13 protein-coding genes and 4 pseudogenes are annotated in these 17630 nt (G+C 61.8%); 9 read left to right on the top strand and 8 right to left on the bottom strand.

Annotated elements, in window-relative coordinates; genetic code table 11:
• Positions 1 to 269: DUF2834 domain-containing protein (locus IQK56_RS18570; protein ID WP_193901780.1), on the bottom strand; the 269-nt coding region annotated here is incomplete at its 3' end.
• Positions 270 to 352: 83 nt separating this feature from the next.
• Here IQK56_RS18570 and IQK56_RS18565 point away from each other — a divergent pair.
• From IQK56_RS18565 to IQK56_RS18555, 3 genes and pseudogenes are all read left to right on the top strand, one after another.
• Positions 353 to 1142 (top strand): annotated as a pseudogene (locus IQK56_RS18565) (helix-turn-helix domain-containing protein).
• A 56-nt stretch (positions 1143 to 1198) separates the two neighbouring features.
• Positions 1199 to 2903: pseudogene (locus tag IQK56_RS18560) on the top strand (amidase).
• Between the two features lie 241 nt (positions 2904 to 3144).
• Entirely contained in the window at positions 3145 to 3570 is a 426-nt protein-coding gene (locus IQK56_RS18555) for a nuclear transport factor 2 family protein (RefSeq protein WP_122307336.1), read from the top strand.
• 14 nt (positions 3571 to 3584) lie between these two features.
• On the opposite strand, the gene IQK56_RS18550 is transcribed toward IQK56_RS18555, so the two are convergent.
• Positions 3585 to 4910 (bottom strand): aminotransferase-like domain-containing protein, encoded by a 1326-nt coding sequence (locus IQK56_RS18550; protein ID WP_150676845.1) that lies wholly within the window; start codon positions 4908 to 4910, stop codon positions 3585 to 3587.
• Between the two features lie 89 nt (positions 4911 to 4999).
• Here IQK56_RS18550 and IQK56_RS18545 point away from each other — a divergent pair.
• A pseudogene (locus IQK56_RS18545) lies at positions 5000 to 5888 on the top strand (DMT family transporter).
• Here IQK56_RS18545 and IQK56_RS18540 read toward each other — a convergent pair.
• A complete protein-coding gene (locus IQK56_RS18540) occupies positions 5885 to 6436 on the bottom strand; it encodes a YceI family protein (protein ID WP_193863745.1) in 552 nt (183 codons plus the stop codon). The pseudogene IQK56_RS18545 and the gene IQK56_RS18540 overlap by 4 nt on opposite strands.
• 131 nt (positions 6437 to 6567) lie before the next feature.
• On the opposite strand from IQK56_RS18540, the gene yghX reads away from it, so the two are divergent.
• The gene (gene yghX, locus IQK56_RS18535) at positions 6568 to 7455 is read left to right on the top strand and encodes a YghX family hydrolase (protein ID WP_150676848.1); all 888 of its coding nucleotides are present in this window, start codon (positions 6568 to 6570) and stop codon (positions 7453 to 7455) included.
• 181 nt (positions 7456 to 7636) lie between these two features.
• Here yghX and IQK56_RS18530 read toward each other — a convergent pair whose 3' ends face one another.
• A complete protein-coding gene (locus IQK56_RS18530) occupies positions 7637 to 8821 on the bottom strand; it encodes a DUF2252 family protein (RefSeq protein ID WP_193863746.1) in 1185 nt (394 codons plus the stop codon).
• A 202-nt stretch (positions 8822 to 9023) separates the two neighbouring features.
• Between IQK56_RS18530 and ampC the strand changes: the two genes are divergently transcribed.
• A complete protein-coding gene (ampC, locus tag IQK56_RS18525; RefSeq protein ID WP_193863747.1) occupies positions 9024 to 10178 on the top strand; it encodes a class C beta-lactamase in 1155 nt (384 codons plus the stop codon).
• Between the two features lie 84 nt (positions 10179 to 10262).
• On the opposite strand, the gene IQK56_RS18520 is transcribed toward ampC, so the two are convergent.
• Positions 10263 to 11540 carry an ATP-binding protein gene (locus tag IQK56_RS18520; RefSeq protein ID WP_150761267.1) on the bottom strand — a complete coding sequence of 426 codons (1278 nt, stop codon included), beginning with the start codon at positions 11538 to 11540 and terminating at the stop codon, positions 10263 to 10265.
• Positions 11541 to 12247 (bottom strand): annotated as a pseudogene (locus tag IQK56_RS18515) (winged helix-turn-helix domain-containing protein).
• 157 nt (positions 12248 to 12404) lie between these two features.
• Here IQK56_RS18515 and IQK56_RS18510 point away from each other — a divergent pair.
• Positions 12405 to 13604 (top strand): MFS transporter, encoded by a 1200-nt coding sequence (locus tag IQK56_RS18510; RefSeq protein WP_193863749.1) that lies wholly within the window; start codon positions 12405 to 12407, stop codon positions 13602 to 13604.
• Here IQK56_RS18510 and IQK56_RS18505 read toward each other — a convergent pair.
• Entirely contained in the window at positions 13560 to 14162 is a 603-nt protein-coding gene (locus IQK56_RS18505) for a MiaE family protein (protein ID WP_112195593.1), read from the bottom strand. The genes IQK56_RS18510 and IQK56_RS18505 overlap by 45 nt on opposite strands.
• Positions 14163 to 14312: 150 nt before the next feature.
• Here IQK56_RS18505 and IQK56_RS18500 point away from each other — a divergent pair, with 150 nt between their 5' ends.
• Positions 14313 to 15176, top strand: coding sequence for a universal stress protein (locus IQK56_RS18500; protein WP_193863750.1), 864 nt, complete (start codon positions 14313 to 14315; stop codon positions 15174 to 15176).
• 47 nt (positions 15177 to 15223) lie between these two features.
• Here the strand turns inward: IQK56_RS18500 and IQK56_RS18495 are convergent, their stop codons facing one another.
• Positions 15224 to 15694, bottom strand: a complete 471-nt coding sequence (locus IQK56_RS18495; RefSeq protein ID WP_122307324.1) for a DUF1289 domain-containing protein — start codon at positions 15692 to 15694, stop codon at positions 15224 to 15226.
• A 396-nt stretch (positions 15695 to 16090) separates the two neighbouring features.
• Between IQK56_RS18495 and IQK56_RS18490 the strand changes: the two genes are divergently transcribed.
• Positions 16091 to 17630 (top strand): bifunctional aconitate hydratase 2/2-methylisocitrate dehydratase (locus tag IQK56_RS18490; protein ID WP_193901781.1); only part of this gene is annotated, 1540 nt, incomplete at its 3' end.

The raw sequence follows: 17630 nt of genomic DNA, 5'->3' as shown, positions 1-17630 counted from the left end.
AGCGGGCCCACCGACACGAACACCGCCGTCAGCAAAAAATACGGCAGCACCGACAACACCGAGCGCCCTCGCCCCCGAGCATCCCGATACATCCATACGCACGCCAATACCGCCATCAGGTACAGGTCGATCACCACTTGCGCGGTGTCCGGCCGCGAGAGCAATTCCTGCCCAAACGCCAATAAAGACTGCTCGGCAGTCAACAGAGTGAACAGGGTGTAGAGGGAAAACCCGAGCAAAGCGGCCAGGGCAATAGAGGGTCTTGGCATGATGTCTTCCTTGAAGTGATCGAGCCCCACCTTAGTGATAAGGTTTGGCCCCTCGCAATGACCTCGGAGGTCATGGACACGCCATGGAAAATCCTGCCACCGCCGGCGAACACCTGCGCCAGTTGCGCCGCCAGGCCAAGCTGAGCCAATTGGACCTGGCGCTGATCACCGGAATGTCCCAGCGCCACCTCAGTTGCATTGAAACCGGCCGCGCTACGCCAAGCCCAGGAACATTGCACAATGTGCTGACGGCGCTGGAGACACCGCTGGATCTCGCCAACCGCGTCTTCCTCGCCGCCGGTTACGCCCCGCGCTACGTCGCCACCCCGCTCGCCTCGCCGGCCATGGCTGCGATTCGCGATGCGGTCAGCCATGTGCTGCACGCCAACAATCCTGCACCCGCAATTCTGCTGGGCAGCGAGTGGCAAGTGCTGGCGGCCAATGCCAGCACCGCCGTGCTGTTCGAGCTGGTCGGGATCAAAGCGAATGCAGCCGATGGCCTGAACCTGCTGACCACCCTGCTGCAAACCGGTGGCCTGGGCGATCACTTGATCAACGCCGAAGAGATCCGCACCCTCGCCTGGCAACGGGCAACTCGCGAGGCGTTGGGCAGCCCGGCATTGGCTGCTTTGCTGGCGAGTTTGCCAGTGCCCACTCACACTGAGCTGCCCAGCGAAATGCCGCCGCTGGTGCTCACGCGTATCCGCTCAAGCCAAGGTGAGCTGAACTTTTTTGTCGACCTTCACCACGTTCGGCATGCCCCAGGACATCACCCTCACCTCGCTGCGCATCGAGCATCTGATTCCCGCGGATGAGGCGACCTGGCAGGTGATGCGCAGCGCCTTCGCGGGCTATTCGGCGCTGGTTTTGTGAAATATCTGTACGTAGACTGCGGCCATACCTCAACTTAAGGCGGCGAAGAAAACGTCATGCAAGTTACCGAAGTCTCCATTGCCCAATTGCGCGCTGCGCTTGAATCCGGCCAGACCACTGCCGTTGAACTGGTCCAGGCTTACCTTGCACGGATCGAGGCCTACGACGGCCCGCAGACCGCTACCGCGTTGAATGCCGTGGTGGTGCGCAACCCCGAAGCGCTTAAAGAAGCCGAGGCGTCCGATGCACGCCGGGCCAAGGGCGAAACGTTGGGGCCACTGGATGGCATTCCCTACACCGCGAAGGACAGCTACCTGGTCAAGGGGCTGACGGCGGCCTCCGGCAGCCCGGCATTTGCCAGGCTCACCGCCCATCGCGACGCGTTCACCATCGAACGCCTGCGCGCCGGTGGCGCCATCTGCCTGGGCAAGACCAATATGCCGCCGATGGCCAACGGCGGCATGCAGCGTGGCGTGTATGGTCGTGCCGAAAGCCCGTATAACGCCAGCTACCTCACGGCGCCGTTGCCTCCGGCTCGTCCAACGGCGCGGGCACTGCAACCGCTGCCAGTTTCGCGGCGTTCGGTCTGGCAGAGGAAACCTGGTCCAGCGGGCGCGGCCCGGCGTCCAACAATGGCCTGTGCGCCTACACCCCGTCCCGTGGGGTGATTTCGGTGCGTGGCAACTGGCCCCTGACGCCAACCATGGACGTGGTGGTGCCCTATGCGCGCACCATGGCCGACCTGCTGGAAGTACTCGACGTGGTGGTCGCCGAGGACCCCGACACCCGTGGCGACCTGTGGCGCCTGCAACCCTGGGTGCCGATCCCCAGCGTCGCCGACGTGCGCCCGGCGTCTTACATGGAGTTGGCCGCAACAGCCGACTACCTCGTGGGCAAGCGCCTGGGCGTACCGCGCATGTACATCAATGCCGACCCCGACGCCGGCACCAGCGAAAAGCCCGGCATCGGCGGCCCGACCGGGCAACGGATCAACACCCGTGACAGCGTGATCAAGCTGTGGAAAGACGCCCGCAAGGCGCTGGAAGCGGCGGGTGCCGAAGTCATCGAGGTGGATTTCCCGCTGGTGTCCAACTGCGAAGGCGATCGCCCCGGTGCACCGACAGTGTTTACCCGCGGCTTGGTGTCCAAGGCATTCCTGCACGACGAGTTGTGGGAACTGTCCGCCTGGGCGTTTGACGACTTCCTGCGCGCCAACAATGACCCAACCCTCAACCGCCTGGCGGATGTGGACGGCCCGAAAATCTTCCCACACGACCCCGGCACCCTGCCCAACCGTGAAGACGACCTCGCCGCCGGCATGGACGAATACGTGCGCATGGGCCAGCGCGGCATCACGCCCTGGAATGAAATCAGCACCGTGCCCGACGGCCTGCGCGGCCTGGAGCAAACCCGGCGCATCGATCTGGAAGACTGGATGGATAAGCTCGGCCTCGACGCCGTGCTGTTCCCGACCGTCGCCGATGTAGGCCCGGCCGATGCCGATGTGAACGAAGCCAGCGCCGACATCGCCTGGAGCAACGGCATCTGGGTGGCCAACGGCAACCTCGCCATCCGCCACCTGGGCGTGCCTACCGTCACCGTGCCGATGGGCGTGATGGCGGACATCGGCATGCCGGTGGGGCTGACGTTTGCCGGGCGCGCTTATGATGACTCGGCGTTGTTGCAGACGGCGGCCGCGTATGAAGCGACCGGGAGCAAGCGCTTGATCCGCCGCGTACCCCGCCACTGGCAGATAACTAACGATTCACCCTGTGGGAGGGGCGGTGCCGTGTTCATGGATGCTTGTCAGTGTTCCGCCGCTGCCACTCATCCACCACGTCACCCAAGGTGTTGGGACATCGTATAAGAGCATTCAATCTTACAGGCTCAATAATTTCAGGATATTTCGAAATTTAACTTTCCATCGCCACAGAAAATATTGCATGGTTGTACGACGACTACAGCTATCGCCTACACCCCCAACAACAATAAGGAAACACCCATGCAAAACGTCAAACTACTGATCGGTTTTCTATGCCTGTTCAGCGGCTACGTGGCCGCCGCCCCCAATGACAAAGACGTGGCCCAAGCGGTGGATCACCTGACCCAAGCCATGCTGCATAAAGACATCAAGCAGCTCCAGGCCCTCACCGCCGAGCAACTCACCTACGGCCACTCCAGCGGCAAGATCCAGAACAAACAGGAGTTCATCGCCGATATCGAGACCGGTCGCAGCGGCTTCAAGACCCTGGAAATGCAAAAACAGACCATCACCCTGCAAGGCGACACGGCGCTGGTGCGCAACCACTTTCACGCCCAGGCGGTGAACAGTGGCGTGGAAGTACCCACCGACATCGAAAACTTCCAGGTCTGGCAGAAACAGAAAGGCCACTGGCTATTGATCGGTCGCCAGGCTTTTAAATTCTGAAGGCGAGTGTAGGCTCACCACGCCACTACGCTGCGCACCTTGAGCAACGCCTCGCGCAGCGCCGGCATGTCCACCGAACCCAACGCCAGGCGCAACGCATGGGGCACATGGGCTGAAACGGCAAACGGCTCGGCGGTGGACACCGAGACGCCCTCGCGCTGCAAGGTCATGGCGACTTGGTCAGCGCGGGCGTCTTCCGCCAAAGGCAGCCACAGAAAATACGATGACGGGTGGCTGGTGTAGGCCAGCCCCTTCAGCACCTGCGCCGCCAAGACTTGCCGAGCCTGGGCATCCTGGCGTTTTTGTGCTTCCAGTTGGGCGACGGTGCCGTCCTCGATCCAGGCCACGGCGATTGCACTCATCACGCCGGGCACGTTCCAAGTGGTGGCCATGATGGTGCGTTCCAGCGCCTTCATCCACGCTGCAGGCGCGGCGACGAACCCCACCCGCAGCCCGGTGGCGACACTCTTCGACAACCCACCCACATACACCGTGCGCTCCGGCGCCAGGCTGGCCAAGGGCGGCGGTGCGTCCTCCGCCAGGAACGCGTAGGCCGCATCTTCAATGATCATCAGGTTGTGCTGGCGGGCGATGGCTACCAGTTGCTCGCGCTGCTCAATGCCCATCACCCAGCCCAGCGGATTGTGCAGGGTCGGCATGCTGTACACCGCACGCACCGGGCGCTTGCCACACAGGCTGCGCAGAGCTGCCAGGTCCGGGCCGCAGGCGGTGACGGGAATCGGGACGATTTCCAGATGCAAGGTCTCTGCCAGCACCTTGAACCCCGAATAGGTCAACGCGTCCACCGCGATCACATCCCCTGGCTTGAGCAACGCCATCATCGCCACCGCCAACCCATGCTGGGCGCCACTGACCACCAGCACCTGCTCGGCCGCCACTGTCAGCCCTCGGCTCAGCAGGTGACGGGCAATGGTGGCGCGCTCATGCAGGCGACCGGCGTGGGGTTGATAACGCAGCAGCGCTTCAAGGTCGCCGGACAGCGCCAACTGGCGCAGCGCGGTGCGCAGCAGGTCGGCCTGACCGGGCAGCGAGGGGTAATTGAAATTGAGGTCGAGCATGCCCGTCGCGATGCTCATTTGCCCACTGCCCTGCCCTGGCGGTAACGCGATCTCCCGCACGAAGGTGCCACGCCCGGTTTCCCCACTGACCAGGCCCATGGCTTCCAGCTCGGTGTACACGCGGCTGGCGGTGACCAGCGCCAGGCCGTGGTCGGCGGCCAATTGGCGATGGGTGGGCAAACGCATGCCGGGGGGCATTTTCCCGCTGCGGATGTCTTCGGCAAACCTGTCGACCAGTGACTTGTAACGGGCGCGGGGCATTGGCGGTGTATCCATGACAATTTTTTGATTGTCTTAATCTTCGATCCTAGGATGGGCGCCACGCAACTTTTCTTTTCCGGACAGCCCTCATGGAACGTACGTCTCCCCTCAGCGCCCTGGACAGCAGCACTCAGGGTTGGATCAATGGTTTTATCGGCGTGGTGATTTTCAGCGGTTCACTGCCCGCCACGCGCTTGGCGGTCATGGAATTCGATCCGGTGTTTCTGACGATGATCCGCGCCGCCATCGCCGCCGCATTGGGGCTGCTTCTACTGTGGCTGTTCAAGGAGAAACGCCCTGCACGCGCTCAATGGGTGCCCCTGGTGATCGTCGCCTTGGGCGTGGTGATCGGCTTCCCCCTGCTCACCGCCCTGGCCCTGCAATACGTGACGTCCGCCCATTCCATCGTGTTTATCGGCCTGCTGCCCCTGGCCACGGCGGTGTTTGGCGTGCTGCGCGGCGGCGAGCGCCGCGGCCGGTGTTCTGGGTGTTTTCGATCCTGGGGAGTGTGTTGGTGATGGGTTATGCCTTGGCCCAGGGCTTGAGCGCGGCACCGGCTGGGGACGTGCTGATGCTGCTGGCGGTGCTGGTATGCGGACTGGGATAGCCGAGGGCGCGAAGCTGTCGCGCAGCCTGGGCGGTTGGCAGGTGATCTGCTGGGCGCTGGTGGTGTCGCTGCCAGTGGTGCTGCCGCTGAGCCTGATCCTCGCCCCGCCGAGTTTTACCGGCATCAGCCTGCCGGCCTGGCTGAGCCTGGGCTATGTGGCGCTGTTCAGCATGCTGATCGGCTTTGTGTTCTGGTATCGCGGCCTGGCTCAGGGCGGGATCGCGGCCGTCGGCCAGTTGCAGTTGCTGCAACCGTTCTTCGGCCTGGCGCTGGCGGCGGGCCTGCTGCATGAACAGGTGAGTCTGGGCATGGTACTGGTGACAGTGGCGGTGATCGGCTGCGTGGCCGGCGCGAAAAAGTTCGCCCGCTAGCGCTGCGGCGCGACCATTTTGAATTTGATATGGATGTCGTTGGACACCACGCTGTTGCCGGCCCATTCACCTTCGCCGATCTTGAAATCGCCGCGATCAAGGATGAATTCGCCGTCGAACACGCCAATGCCGTCCAGCTCCTTGAGCAGCACCAGCACATCAACCGGGCGAGTGATGCCCTTGATGGTCAGGTTGCCGCTGATCTGGAAGCGGTTATCCCCCAGCGCCTTGACCCCGGTGGACTCATACACACCGACCGGGTAGGTCGCGGTATCAAACCAGGACGCGCGTTGCAGGGTGTCATTGGCATCGTCGCTGCCGGCGTTGATGCTGGCGAGCTGGATCTTGAGCACCGCGTGCCCCGCCTCCGGCGCCTGCGTATCGAAGGTCAAGGTGCCTTCGAAGGCCTTGAACGTGCCATACATCCGCTGCCCCAGTTGCTCGTAGGTAAAACTGATCTGGCTGGCGGTGTGGTTGACGTCCTTGTACTCCACGGCCTGGGCGCTGGCGATAAAGCCAAGGGCTAACGCTAACATTCGACGCTTCATGCAATCCTCCGCAAAAAATGGACCTACCTACCCCAATAGACGCATGTCCTGCTGGACAGCGTAGCCGCCCGTGGCCGTGAAGGCTGAACCTGGTCTACATTGATTGCCACCGCCAATCGAGGATTGCACCGATGACTCGTCTCACCGCGAAAGACTTTGCCCCCGAACTGCTGGAACTCTACGACGGCTACGCCCACGGCAAGATCAACCGCCGTGAATTTCTCGACCGTGCTGCATTGTTCACCTTCGCGGGCATGAGCGCTGGCGCCCTGCTCGCCGCCCTGAGCCCCAATTACGCCCTGGCCGAGCAAGTGAAATTCACCGACCCGGACATCGTCGCCGACTACATCACCTACCCCTCGCCCAAGGGCAACGGCACGGTACGCGGCTACCTGGTGCGCCCGGCCAAGGCCGCGGGCAAGTTGCCGGCGGTGGTGGTGGTGCACGAAAACCGTGGCCTGAACCCCTATATCGAAGACGTCGCCCGACGCCTGGCCAAAGCCGGCTTTATCGCCCTGGCCCCGGATGGCCTGACCTCCGTCGGCGGCTACCCCGGCAATGATGAAAAAGGCGTGGCACTGCAACAGACCGTCGACCCGACCAAACTGATGAACGACTTCTTCGCCGCCATCGAATGGCTGATGCACCACGACAGCAGCACCGGCAAAGTCGGCATCACCGGCTTCTGCTACGGCGGCGGCGTGACCAACGCGGCAGCGGTGGCCTACCCCGAACTGGGCGCAGCGGTCTCTTTCTACGGCCGCCAACCTGAGGCCAAGGACGTACCGCGCATCAAGGCGCCGATCATGCTGCACTTCGGCGAACTGGATACACGTATCAACGAAGGCTGGCCGCCGTACGAGAAAGCGTTGAAAGCGGCCGGCACAACCTATGAAGCGTTTATCTACAAGGGTGCCAATCACGGCTTCCACAACGACTCGACGCCGCGTTATGACGAAGCAGCGGCGAACCAGGCGTGGGAAAGAACGCTGGGCTGGTTCCACAAATACCTGGCATGACCGACGTTGCGGCGCGCCGGCCATAAGCATCTACACCTCGTTGCCCCCCCGCCGCCGCCGTAGCAGCTGTCGAGCCTCGCTTGCGCTCGACAGCTGCTACGACCCAAAACTTGGGGGGGGTTGCTCGGTGAGGGTCAAGACAGTATCTAACGGGGTATCTTGTCCACCCTGGCGCCCTGGGTCAGTGCTCCAGAGCATACCGCCGACAATGGTTCAGATACCCCTGTTCATGACTCCCCACCAACTGCACCACACTGGTCCACAACCATGAAGGCGCATCCAATTCCCTCGACCGGTTCTCCTGCAACGTCGCCATCCATCCCTTGCGGGTCGCTCGGTCCATCTGCCGCGCATGAGCAACGCCAACCACCCGCGCCAGATAACCTGCGGCGTGCATAGCGTCAGTCTCGCTCAACTCATCGAGTTCCAACTTCATGTCCTGTGGCAGCAGTTCCCGAATAAAAAACCCGTGATCCAGAAACCGCGTCGCCACCATGCGTCCGCCGAGGCCCGGTGACAGCTGCCGCGCAGCTTCCACCACCCGGCGGCCATTATCCCTGGGCATCTTCGCCCGTGCGGCTCGGGGCGCAGCGGCGCCGACCGCCTCCTTGATGTCGATCAGGCAATATTCCTGATCATCCTTGTCGCCCACGCCGAGCAAGGCCGCGTAACGCAACAGGCCAAGGGAGCTGCAACCCTTGACCCAGTAAGCACAATCCAGGAGTTCGACCTTGGCGTCCTTGGGCCGACCTTTGAGCGAGGTGACCAATTGGTGGATCTCATCCGACGCACAGACGCCTTCCAGCGCGCTTTTTTCAGCCCGCGACAACGCCCAGAAATGCTTGCCCAGCGGGATGGTCGGCCGGGCGCTTTCGATGCGTTCACGCGCCAGGTGCTTCCAGGTGCGCGCCACCGCGCTGCGCATGCCAGCCTTGACCTGGGACGGGCGTGGCGGGGCTTCGTCGGGTTTATCTTTGAAGGCCTGTCCGTAGCCCAGCATCATTTCTTCAAGCATGCGTGCGGTGGTCACACCAGGAAGGTCCGAGCCTCGCGCAGCGGTCGCCAGGGACAAAGCCAGGCGCACCAGGTCGTGGGCCGGGTTGCCGATCACGGCCTGGTCCAGGTCGCGGATATGCATATCGATGCGCCCTTCGGTGTCGCCGGTGGGGCCCAGGTTTCCGGCATGGCAATCGCCGCAGATCCAGATCGCGGGCCCGTGGGGCAAGCGACGCCCCGGCAAACTGTGCAGCCAGTCGTAGAACTGCACGGTACTGCCGCGCACATAGGCGTGGGCCGAGCGCGCCATCTTCAGGTTTCGCAGTTGGGTAAGGTGAGGCATACGAGCGGAGGGGCGCGGTGTTTTCATGGAATAACTCTGTACAGGTGTAGCGGTAGAGCGGCGCGCATCGGCGAATGTTTCATTATGTTTCTAAAATAGTCGTTACGCGGGCCTTCTCCCGCTACCGCCAGGCAGGCGACGTCATCGTTTGCCCAGCGCTGGCGAACTGCCTATATTTGCCTCGCCCGCGCAGGGTCTTTTTTTCGCTCACTTTCATGGAAGCCCTCTCATGCCCCTCTCTACGCTCTCAGGCATGCGCACTGTCACGGCGATAGCCGCCCTTCTCGCTGCCGGCAACTGCCTGGCCGCGACCGATCTGCAGGCGGCGGTGGACGCCAGTGTCAAGCCGCTGATGCAACAACAGGCCATTGCCGGCCTTGTCGTCGGCGTGGTTCAGGACGGCAACGTGCAGTATTTCAACTATGGCGTCGCGTCCCGGGAGACGCAGCAGCCCGTCAACGAAAACACCCTGTTCGAAATCGGTTCGGTCAGCAAAACCTTCACCGCCACCCTTGCCGGTTATGCAGCAGCCACCGGCAGACTCAAGCTGTCGGCCCCGGCCAGCGACTACCTGCCTGCGCTGGGCGGCGGCAAGTTCGACCACATCAGCGTGCTTAACCTGGGCACCTACACCGCCGGTGGGCTGCCCCTGCAATTTCCGCCGGAGGCCGACAACAACCAGCACATGATCAGCTACTTCCAGCAGTGGAAACCCGACTTCGCCCCTGGCACCCAGCGGTTGTATTCCAACCCGAGCCTGGGCCTGTTCGGTTACCTGGCGGCGCAGAGCCTCAAGCAGCCGTTCAACCAGGCGATGGAAAAGACCCTGCTGCCCAAACTCGGGCTCAAGCACACCTTCGTCAACGTGCCGCAGAGCCAGATGAACCTGTACGCCCAAGGCTACGGCAAGGATGGCAAGCCGGTGCGCGTCGGCCCCGGCGCCATGGACAGCGAGGCGTACGGCATCAAGACCAGCGCCTCGGACCTGCTGCGTTATGTGCAAGCCAACATGCACCCGACCAGGCTGGAAAGCGCCGTGCAACACGCGATCACCATCACCCATACCGGTTACTACACCGTCGACGGCATGACCCAAGGCCTGGGCTGGGAAATGTACCCCTACCCCATCACGCTCGATGCGTTGATTGACGGCAACTCCACCCCCATGGCCATGGAACCGCACAAGGTCAATTGGCTAACGCCAGCGCAGGCGCCCCATGCCAACACTCTGGTGAACAAGACCGGCTCGACCAATGGGTTTGGTGCCTATGTGGCCTACGTTCCGAGCAAGGGATTGGGAGTGGTGATCCTGGCGAACAAGAACTACCCGAATGCGGAGCGGGTGAAAGTGGCTCACGCCCTCTTGAGTGCGCTGGACCATTAACGACAGGTGCGAGCGGGCAAGGACAAACACCGTACCTGCGGCCTACTCTTTGCCCGCCCCCACATTTGTTGTGCTTCAAGGACGTTACTCGGCGTACGCCCAGGTCATCCGAAACGACGCCCCACCCCATTGCGAATCCACCACGTGCACCTGCCCGCCGTGCCACTGGGACACTCGCTGCACCAGCGCCAGGCCCAGGCCGAAGCCGCCGGTGCGGCGGTCGCGGCTGGCGTCCAGGCGCGTAAACGGCTGGAAAATTTTCGCCCGACCGTCCTCGGGCACACCGGGGCCGTCATCACACACCCGCACCTCATAACCGTTGCCGAATTTGATCAGCGACACGTCCACGCGGTGCTCGGCGTAACGGATGGCATTGCGCAGCAGGTTGATCACCGCCCGCGCCATGAAGCGCGGTTCAATCTGGATCACATCCACCTCACAGGCACGCAACGACAACTGAATGCCCGCCGCCTCCGCTTCCAGGGCGACGCTGCCGATCACGCTGTCGAGCCAGCTGTGGGCCTCGATGGGCTCGCGGGTGACCTGGGTCGCTCCGCGCTCCAGGCTGGCGTAGGTCAGCAGTTCGGAGACCATTTCTTCCAGTTCGCCCAGGTCGGCGTACATATCGGCGATCAACTCGCCGCGTTGACGCGGATCGGCCTGCTGCTTGAGCTGGTCGAGTTCGAACGACAAGCGCGCGATAGGCGTGCGCAGCTCGTGGGACACCGCGTTGGTCAGTTCGCGCTGGTTGGCGATCAGGCTCTCGATGCGCTCGGCCATTTGATTGAAGTGCCCGGCCAGTTCGCGCACGGTGGAACGGCGCGGCAGCAGGATTCGCGAGCCGAGGTCGTTGTCGCCAAAACGTTGCGCGGCCAGGCGGATGTGCTCCAGATCACGCCAATGCGGGCGCACCCAGAAATACAGCACCACCGCGAGGCACAGGCCCAGCAGGCTATAGGCCCACAGGTACAGCCATTTCGGCTCTTCGGGGAGTTTGATTTCGAGCAGTTGCGGGCTGCTGTCGATACGGGCAATGAACTCCATGAAGTCGCCGCGCACCACCAGGTGTCCGTCTGCCAGCAATTGTTGTTCACGGGGGCTCAGGGCCAACTCATCACGATGAACCAGCTTGAGCAGCAAGCCATAGTGCGGCTGCAACTCGGCCAGCCGCGCCGGGCGGACATCCGTCGGCAGCAGGCGCAGTTGTTCCACCAGGCCATACGCCGGGCCGCGCATGGCTTCGCGGTTATAGGTTTCGTTGGCTTCGGGCAGCAGCTCATCGAAGGTGTAGTTGACCAGCCAGATCGCCCCCGCCAAACCGAGCGCCAGGATGATGTACAGGCGCATGTACAAGCGCAGCATCTAGACCTCCCACGCGAACGGATTGAACAGATAACCCTTGCCCCAGATGGTCTTGATGCACACCGGTTCGCGGGGATTGTCGTTGAGCTTGCCGCGCAGTTTGCTGATGTACACGTCGACGCTGCGGTTAAGGCCGTCGAATGCGATGCCGCGCATGCGGTTGAGAATGTCATCGCGAGAAAGGATGGTGCCGGCGTTGCTGGCCAGCAACCACAGCAGTTCGAATTCCATGGTGGTGAGGTCGATCTTGTCGTCACCCAGCCTGACCATCCGGCAACTGCGGTCGATAGCCAATCGACGAACGCCAGCGCCCCGCGCACGGTAGGCTCCGGTACTTGGCGACGTTGCAACGCACGCAGCCGCGCCAGCAACACCGGCGGTTTGATCGGCTTGATCACGTAGTCATCGGCGCCGGATTCCAGGCCGAGGATATGGTCCAGGTCATCCTCCTTGGCAGTAAGGATGACGATGGGGGTGTCGGAAACGCTGCGAATCTCGCGGCACACCTGCAGGCCGCTCTGGCCCGGCAGCATCAGGTCGAGTACGACGATTTTCGGCTTGAACGCCAGGAACGCCGCCAGGGCTTCATCGCCACGGTGCACCACGCGGGGTTCGAAGCCATGCTGTGATAAAAAATGCGCGATCAGCCCCGCCAGCTTTTCGTCGTCCTCAATGAGCAGAACCTTACCCTGACCCAGGTTTTCCATACGTTCTCAGTGCGCGCTCGCGGATTGAAGAGCGCGCATTATAGGTGGCAAGCTGGGCAACTGAAGCATTCAGCCGGACGCTGCCACGGAAGCTTCATGTTATTAAGAGTTTTTTACAAATAGCCCGCACTCTTTAACGCCATTCACAAGGAGTTGTATGCGCAAGGATTACCTGGCGTTCTTTGTTTCGCTGTTCCTGTCGCGACTGGCGGACCAGGTCCTGCTGTTTATCGTGCCGCTGATCGTATTCCAGACCACCCGAAGCGTGTCGTGGGCAGGCCTGGCATTTTTTATCGAGTCGCTGCCTCGCTTCCTGGCCTTCCCGGTGTGCGGCGCCGTGTGCGACAAGTATTCACCGGTGCGTATCCTGCACATCAGCCAGGCCTGCCGGGCGTTGGCGTGTGTGCTGGCGGTGGCACTGTACGGGGTATTCGACGGTATCTACTGGCTGGTGCTGCTGTCCGCGTTGTGCGGGGTGCTGACCACCCAAGGCATCATGGCCCGCGAGGTGCTGATGCCGCATGTGTTCAAGCACTACACCTACACCAAGACCCTGTCCTATTCACAAATCGCCGACCAGAGCGGCCTGGTGCTGGGCCCGCTTGTGGCAGCGCTGATGCTCGAAATATGGCCGTGGCATTGGGTGGTGCTGGGTGTCGGCGGGCTGTTTGTGCTGGCAGACCTGGCCATGCTGATCTGGCAACGTACGACCACGGTGAGCCTGCAAAGCCATGCACAGCACCGTGACATCTGGTGGCAGCCGCTGCGCATTGCCTTCGGGCATATCCGCAGCCTGGTGGAACTGAAGCGGGTCATTACCCTCGCCGTCGGCGTGAACCTGTTGATTGGCGTGACGCTGGCCACATCGGCGGCGATGGTTACGGGCCAATACGCGGCCAGCAAGGACACCTACGCCCTGCTACAAGCTGCCGGCGCGGTCGCCACCATCGTCATCCTGTTTTACCTGGCACGCTCGTCATTGGCGCTGAAGGTCATGGGCGGGCTGTCGTATTCAATGATTGCCGCAGGTGCGTTGATCATGGCGATCAGCCCCACCGTGTGGGGCTACACTTTGGGTTTCCTGCTGGTCACCGGTTTCGACAAGATGTTCAATGTGTACCTGCGCAGCACCCGTCAGCGGGTGATTCCGGCGCAGGACTTCGGTAAGACGGTGGGCGTGATCACCTTGCTCAATAACCTGCCGCAACCCTTGGCGGGGCTGATGATTGCGGTACTGGCAGCTCCACTTGGCACGCAAACAGTGATCCTGCTACTGACGGCGGTCACCACCTTGATCGGCGTGGCCGTGGCCTCAGGCTGGCACGCCACTGTGAAAGCGGAACTCGACGTCAGGTGACTCGATCAACTCCTGCTCGGCGGCCCTGACCCGCTCGATCACCTGGGCAATATCCTTGGCGTCACCGTACTGATACGCCAGTTTCAAGTAACCCTGGAAATGCCGCGCCTCGCTTTTCAGCAGGCCGAAGTAAAACTTGCTGAGTTCTTCGTCCAAATGCGGCACCAGCGCTTCGAAACGCTCGCAACTGCGCGCTTCGATAAAAGCGCCGACCACCAGAGTGTCCACCAGCTTCACTGGCTCATGACTGCGCACCACTTTGCGCAAACCCGAGGCATAGCGGCTGGCGTGCAACTGGCGCAGTTCGATCTTGCGTTTTTTCATCAGGCGCATGACTTGCTCGTGATGCACCAGCTCCTCGCGGGCCAGGCGCGACATCATGTTGATCAGGTCGACATGGCCGTGGTACTTGGCGATCAGGCTCAGGGCGGTGCTCGCGGCTTTGAATTCGCAGTTCTTGTGGTCGATCAGCAGGGTTTCCTGATCGGCCAACGCGGCCTGGACCCAGGCGTCGGGGGTGCGGCAACCGAGGAATTCGTGGATTTCTGGCAGGTTCATCGGGCTCACGGGCAAAAGGATCACAAAAGGCCGGCGATTATACCGACCACGCCGCAGACCACCAGCCACTGGCCTTGATGTGCATCAACATGACGGCAGCCGCGCAGCAACTATAGTTACTCCACGCCCACTCTTTTGGAGATCCCGACCATGCAAGCCATCCGCAGCATCCTGGTGGTCATCGAGCCCGAGCACTCAGAGAGCCTGGCCCTCAAGCGCGCCAAGCTGATCGCCGGGGTCACCGACGCGCACCTGCATTTGCTGGTCTGCGACAGGAAACATGAGCATTCGGCGCTGCTGAGTGTGCTCAAGGCGGGCTTGCAGGAGGATGGCTACAGCGTGACCACCGAGCAGGCGTGGAATGACAGCCTGCATGAAACCATTATCGACGTGCAGCAGGCCGAGGGCTGCGGCTTGGTGGTCAAGCAACACTTTCCCGACAGCCCGCTGAAAAAGGCGCTGCTGACGCCGGCGGACTGGAAGCTGCTGCGGTATTGCCCGACGCCGGTGCTGCTGGTCAAGACCGCTGCACCGTGGGCCGACAAGGTGATTCTGGCGGCCATCGATGTGGGAAATAACGACGGTGAGCATCGCTCGTTGCACAACGCGATCATCGACCATGGCTTCGACATTGCCTATTTGGCCAACGCGCAGTTACACGTGATCAGCGCCCATCCGTCGCCGATGCTGTCGGCAGCCGACCCGACATTCCAGCTCAAGGAAACCATCGAGGCGCGCTATCGCGAGCAGTGCCGGGCATTTCAGGCCGAGTTCGATGTCGATGACAACCACCTGCACATCAAGGAAGGCCCGGCCGACGTATTGATTCCACATTTTGCCCACACACTGCAGGCGGCCGTGACCATCATCGGCACCGTAGCGCGCACCGGCATTTCCGGCGCACTGATCGGCAATACCGCGGAGGTGATACTGGATGCTGTAGAAAGTGATGTACTGGTGCTCAAGCCGCAGACGTTGATGGATCACCTGCAAGAGCTTGCGACCAAACCCTGAACAACAATGAAGAACTCAAGCCCCTCCCCACCTCTGGATGCATGCTGTCAGGTAGATAGCGCATCTTTCAGGAAACCCGGCGCGATATAGCGCTGGTAGTGTGCCTCGGACAGGATAAAGAACTCCCGGTCGATGGCATCGCGCAGTTCCGGCAGGGCCCATTCACGAAACTCCGGCAACAACACCATGCCGTACGCCTCCAGGTTATTGATCACCCGCGCGCCGCGGGCAATCAATTGGTAGGCCCAGCAATACTCGGACTGGTGCGGCACGAAGCGGATCTTGCGCTGTTCCAACTGCCCGCGCAGGGTCTTGGGGTCGAAAATCTCCAGTTTACCGGCCATCACCTGCACCAGCAGCTGCTCCAAACGCAGCCACACCGCACGTTTTTCCTCTTCGTTGTAGCCATTCCACAGGATCACTTCGTGGTGGAAGCGCTTGCAGCCACGGCACACCAGATCGCCGTAAACCGTGGAGCACAGGCCGACGCAGGGGGTCTTGATGGTTTGGTTGGACATGGGCAACAACACACAGATCAGCGAAACAGTGCGTCATGTTAGCCCTTTGTCTAAGGTTGATCACCCAGCAAACTTGCCATGGCAACTTACCTTTAGATTTTTTTTGCCGTAGAATCATCCGGCCTTGTAAGGCGCCAATAATCCGCTGGAAGCTGTTTTCAAAGCGTCACGAGCACAGTCGTTCCTTCAGAACGGTGTTGGCGCGGGTTTGACCCCGGTAGGTCAAAAACCGCGCCAACCCTCATCAGCTCCGTTCTGCAGGCGTAAAACTTTGAAAGCAGCTTCTGTGAGGAATGCCGGCAGCGCTGGCTTTGCGGCCCAAAAAGCCCCCGAGCGCATGCGTGCCGTTCATTTCTGGATGAGCGTCCCGTGGGACCACTGATGAGGGTAATAACTGTGCTTGAAGCCTACCGCAAACATATCGAAGAGCGTGCAGCCCTGGGTATTGTTCCCCAGCCGCTTAACGCCGAACAAACCGCAGGCCTGGTCGAGCTGCTGAAAAATCCTCCGGCCGGCGAAGAAGAGTTCCTCGTTGACCTGATCACCAACCGCATTCCACCAGGTGTTGACGAAGCTGCCTACGTCAAGGCCGGTTTCCTGTCCGCCCTGGCCAAGGGTGAAGCCACTTCCCCCCTGATCGACAAGAAACGCGCTGTTGAACTGCTTGGCACCATGCAAGGCGGCTACAACATCGTGACGTTGGTCGAGCTGCTGGACGACGCCACGCTGGCGCCTGTCGCCGCCGCCCAACTCAAGCACACCCTGCTGATGTTCGATGCGTTCCACGACGTGGCCGAAAAAGCCAAGAACGGCAACGAGCACGCCAAAGGCGTGATCCAGTCCTGGGCTGACGGCGAATGGTTCCGCAACCGCCCTACCCTGGCCGACAAGATCAGCCTGCGCGTGTTCAAGGTCACCGGCGAAACCAACACCGACGACCTGTCCCCTGCCCCGGACGCCTGGTCCCGCCCTGATATCCCGCTGCACGCCCTGGCCATGCTGAAAATGGCTCGCGAAGGCATCGTGCCGGACGAGCAAGGCAAGACCGGCCCGATGAAGCAGATCGAAGAGATGCGCGGCCAAGGCTTCCCGATCGCCTACGTCGGTGACGTGGTCGGTACCGGCTCGTCGCGTAAATCGGCGACCAACTCGGTCCTGTGGTTCTTCGGCGACGACGTTCCTTACGTGCCGAACAAGCGCGCCGGCGGTTTCTGCTTCGGCAGCAAGATCGCTCCCATCTTCTACAACACCATGGAAGATGCTGGCGCACTGCCAATCGAGTTCGACGTGACCAACATGAACATGGGCGACGTGATCGACCTGTATCCCCATGCTGGCAAAGTCTGCAAACACGGCACCGATGAAGTCCTGACCACCTTCGAAATGAAGACTCCGGTACTGTTGGACGAAGTCCGCGCCGGCGGCCGTATCCCGTTGATCATCGGCCGTGGCCTGACCGACAAGGCTCGCGCCGAACTGGGCCTGGGTCCTACCGACCTGTTCAAGCTGCCTGAAGCGCCTGTCGACACCGGCAAGGGTTTCACCCTGGCGCAGAAAATGGTCGGCAAGGCCTGCGGCCTTCCGGAAGGCAAAGGCGTTCGTCCAGGTACGTACTGCGAACCGAAGATGACCACCGTGGGCTCCCAGGACACCACCGGTCCTATGACCCGTGACGAACTGAAAGACCTGGCGTGCCTGGGCTTCTCGACCGATCTGGTGATGCAGTCCTTCTGCCACACCGCGGCTTACCCCAAGCCGATCGACGTGACCACCCACCACACCCTGCCTGACTTCATCATGACCCGTGGCGGTGTATCGCTGCGTCCAGGCGACGGCATCATCCACAGCTGGCTGAACCGCATGCTGCTGCCGGATACCGTGGGCACCGGTGGTGACTCCCACACCCGTTTCCCGATGGGCATCTCGTTCCCGGCCG

The organism is Pseudomonas cyclaminis, from assembly GCF_015163715.1.
GTDB lineage: Bacteria > Pseudomonadota > Gammaproteobacteria > Pseudomonadales > Pseudomonadaceae > Aquipseudomonas > Aquipseudomonas cyclaminis.
Note: the sequence above shows the minus strand (reverse complement) of the source record. Positions and strands in the feature narration are given on the sequence as shown.

Bases quoted from the DNA above. Each gene is read 5' to 3' on its own strand.
- IQK56_RS18555 (WP_122307336.1), top strand. From the start codon at position 3,145: ATGCAAAACGTCAAACTACTGATCGGTTTTCTATGCCTGTTCAGCGGC.
- IQK56_RS18550 (WP_150676845.1), bottom strand. From the start codon at position 4,910: ATGCCCCGCGCCCGTTACAAGTCACTGGTCGACAGGTTTGCCGAAGAC.
- IQK56_RS18540 (WP_193863745.1), bottom strand. From the start codon at position 6,436: ATGAAGCGTCGAATGTTAGCGTTAGCCCTTGGCTTTATCGCCAGCGCC.
- yghX (WP_150676848.1), top strand. From the start codon at position 6,568: ATGACTCGTCTCACCGCGAAAGACTTTGCCCCCGAACTGCTGGAACTC.
- IQK56_RS18530 (WP_193863746.1), bottom strand. From the start codon at position 8,821: ATGAAAACACCGCGCCCCTCCGCTCGTATGCCTCACCTTACCCAACTG.
- ampC (WP_193863747.1), top strand. From the start codon at position 9,024: ATGCCCCTCTCTACGCTCTCAGGCATGCGCACTGTCACGGCGATAGCC.
- IQK56_RS18520 (WP_150761267.1), bottom strand. From the start codon at position 11,540: ATGCTGCGCTTGTACATGCGCCTGTACATCATCCTGGCGCTCGGTTTG.
- IQK56_RS18510 (WP_193863749.1), top strand. From the start codon at position 12,405: ATGCGCAAGGATTACCTGGCGTTCTTTGTTTCGCTGTTCCTGTCGCGA.
- IQK56_RS18505 (WP_112195593.1), bottom strand. From the start codon at position 14,162: ATGAACCTGCCAGAAATCCACGAATTCCTCGGTTGCCGCACCCCCGAC.
- IQK56_RS18500 (WP_193863750.1), top strand. From the start codon at position 14,313: ATGCAAGCCATCCGCAGCATCCTGGTGGTCATCGAGCCCGAGCACTCA.
- IQK56_RS18495 (WP_122307324.1), bottom strand. From the start codon at position 15,694: ATGTCCAACCAAACCATCAAGACCCCCTGCGTCGGCCTGTGCTCCACG.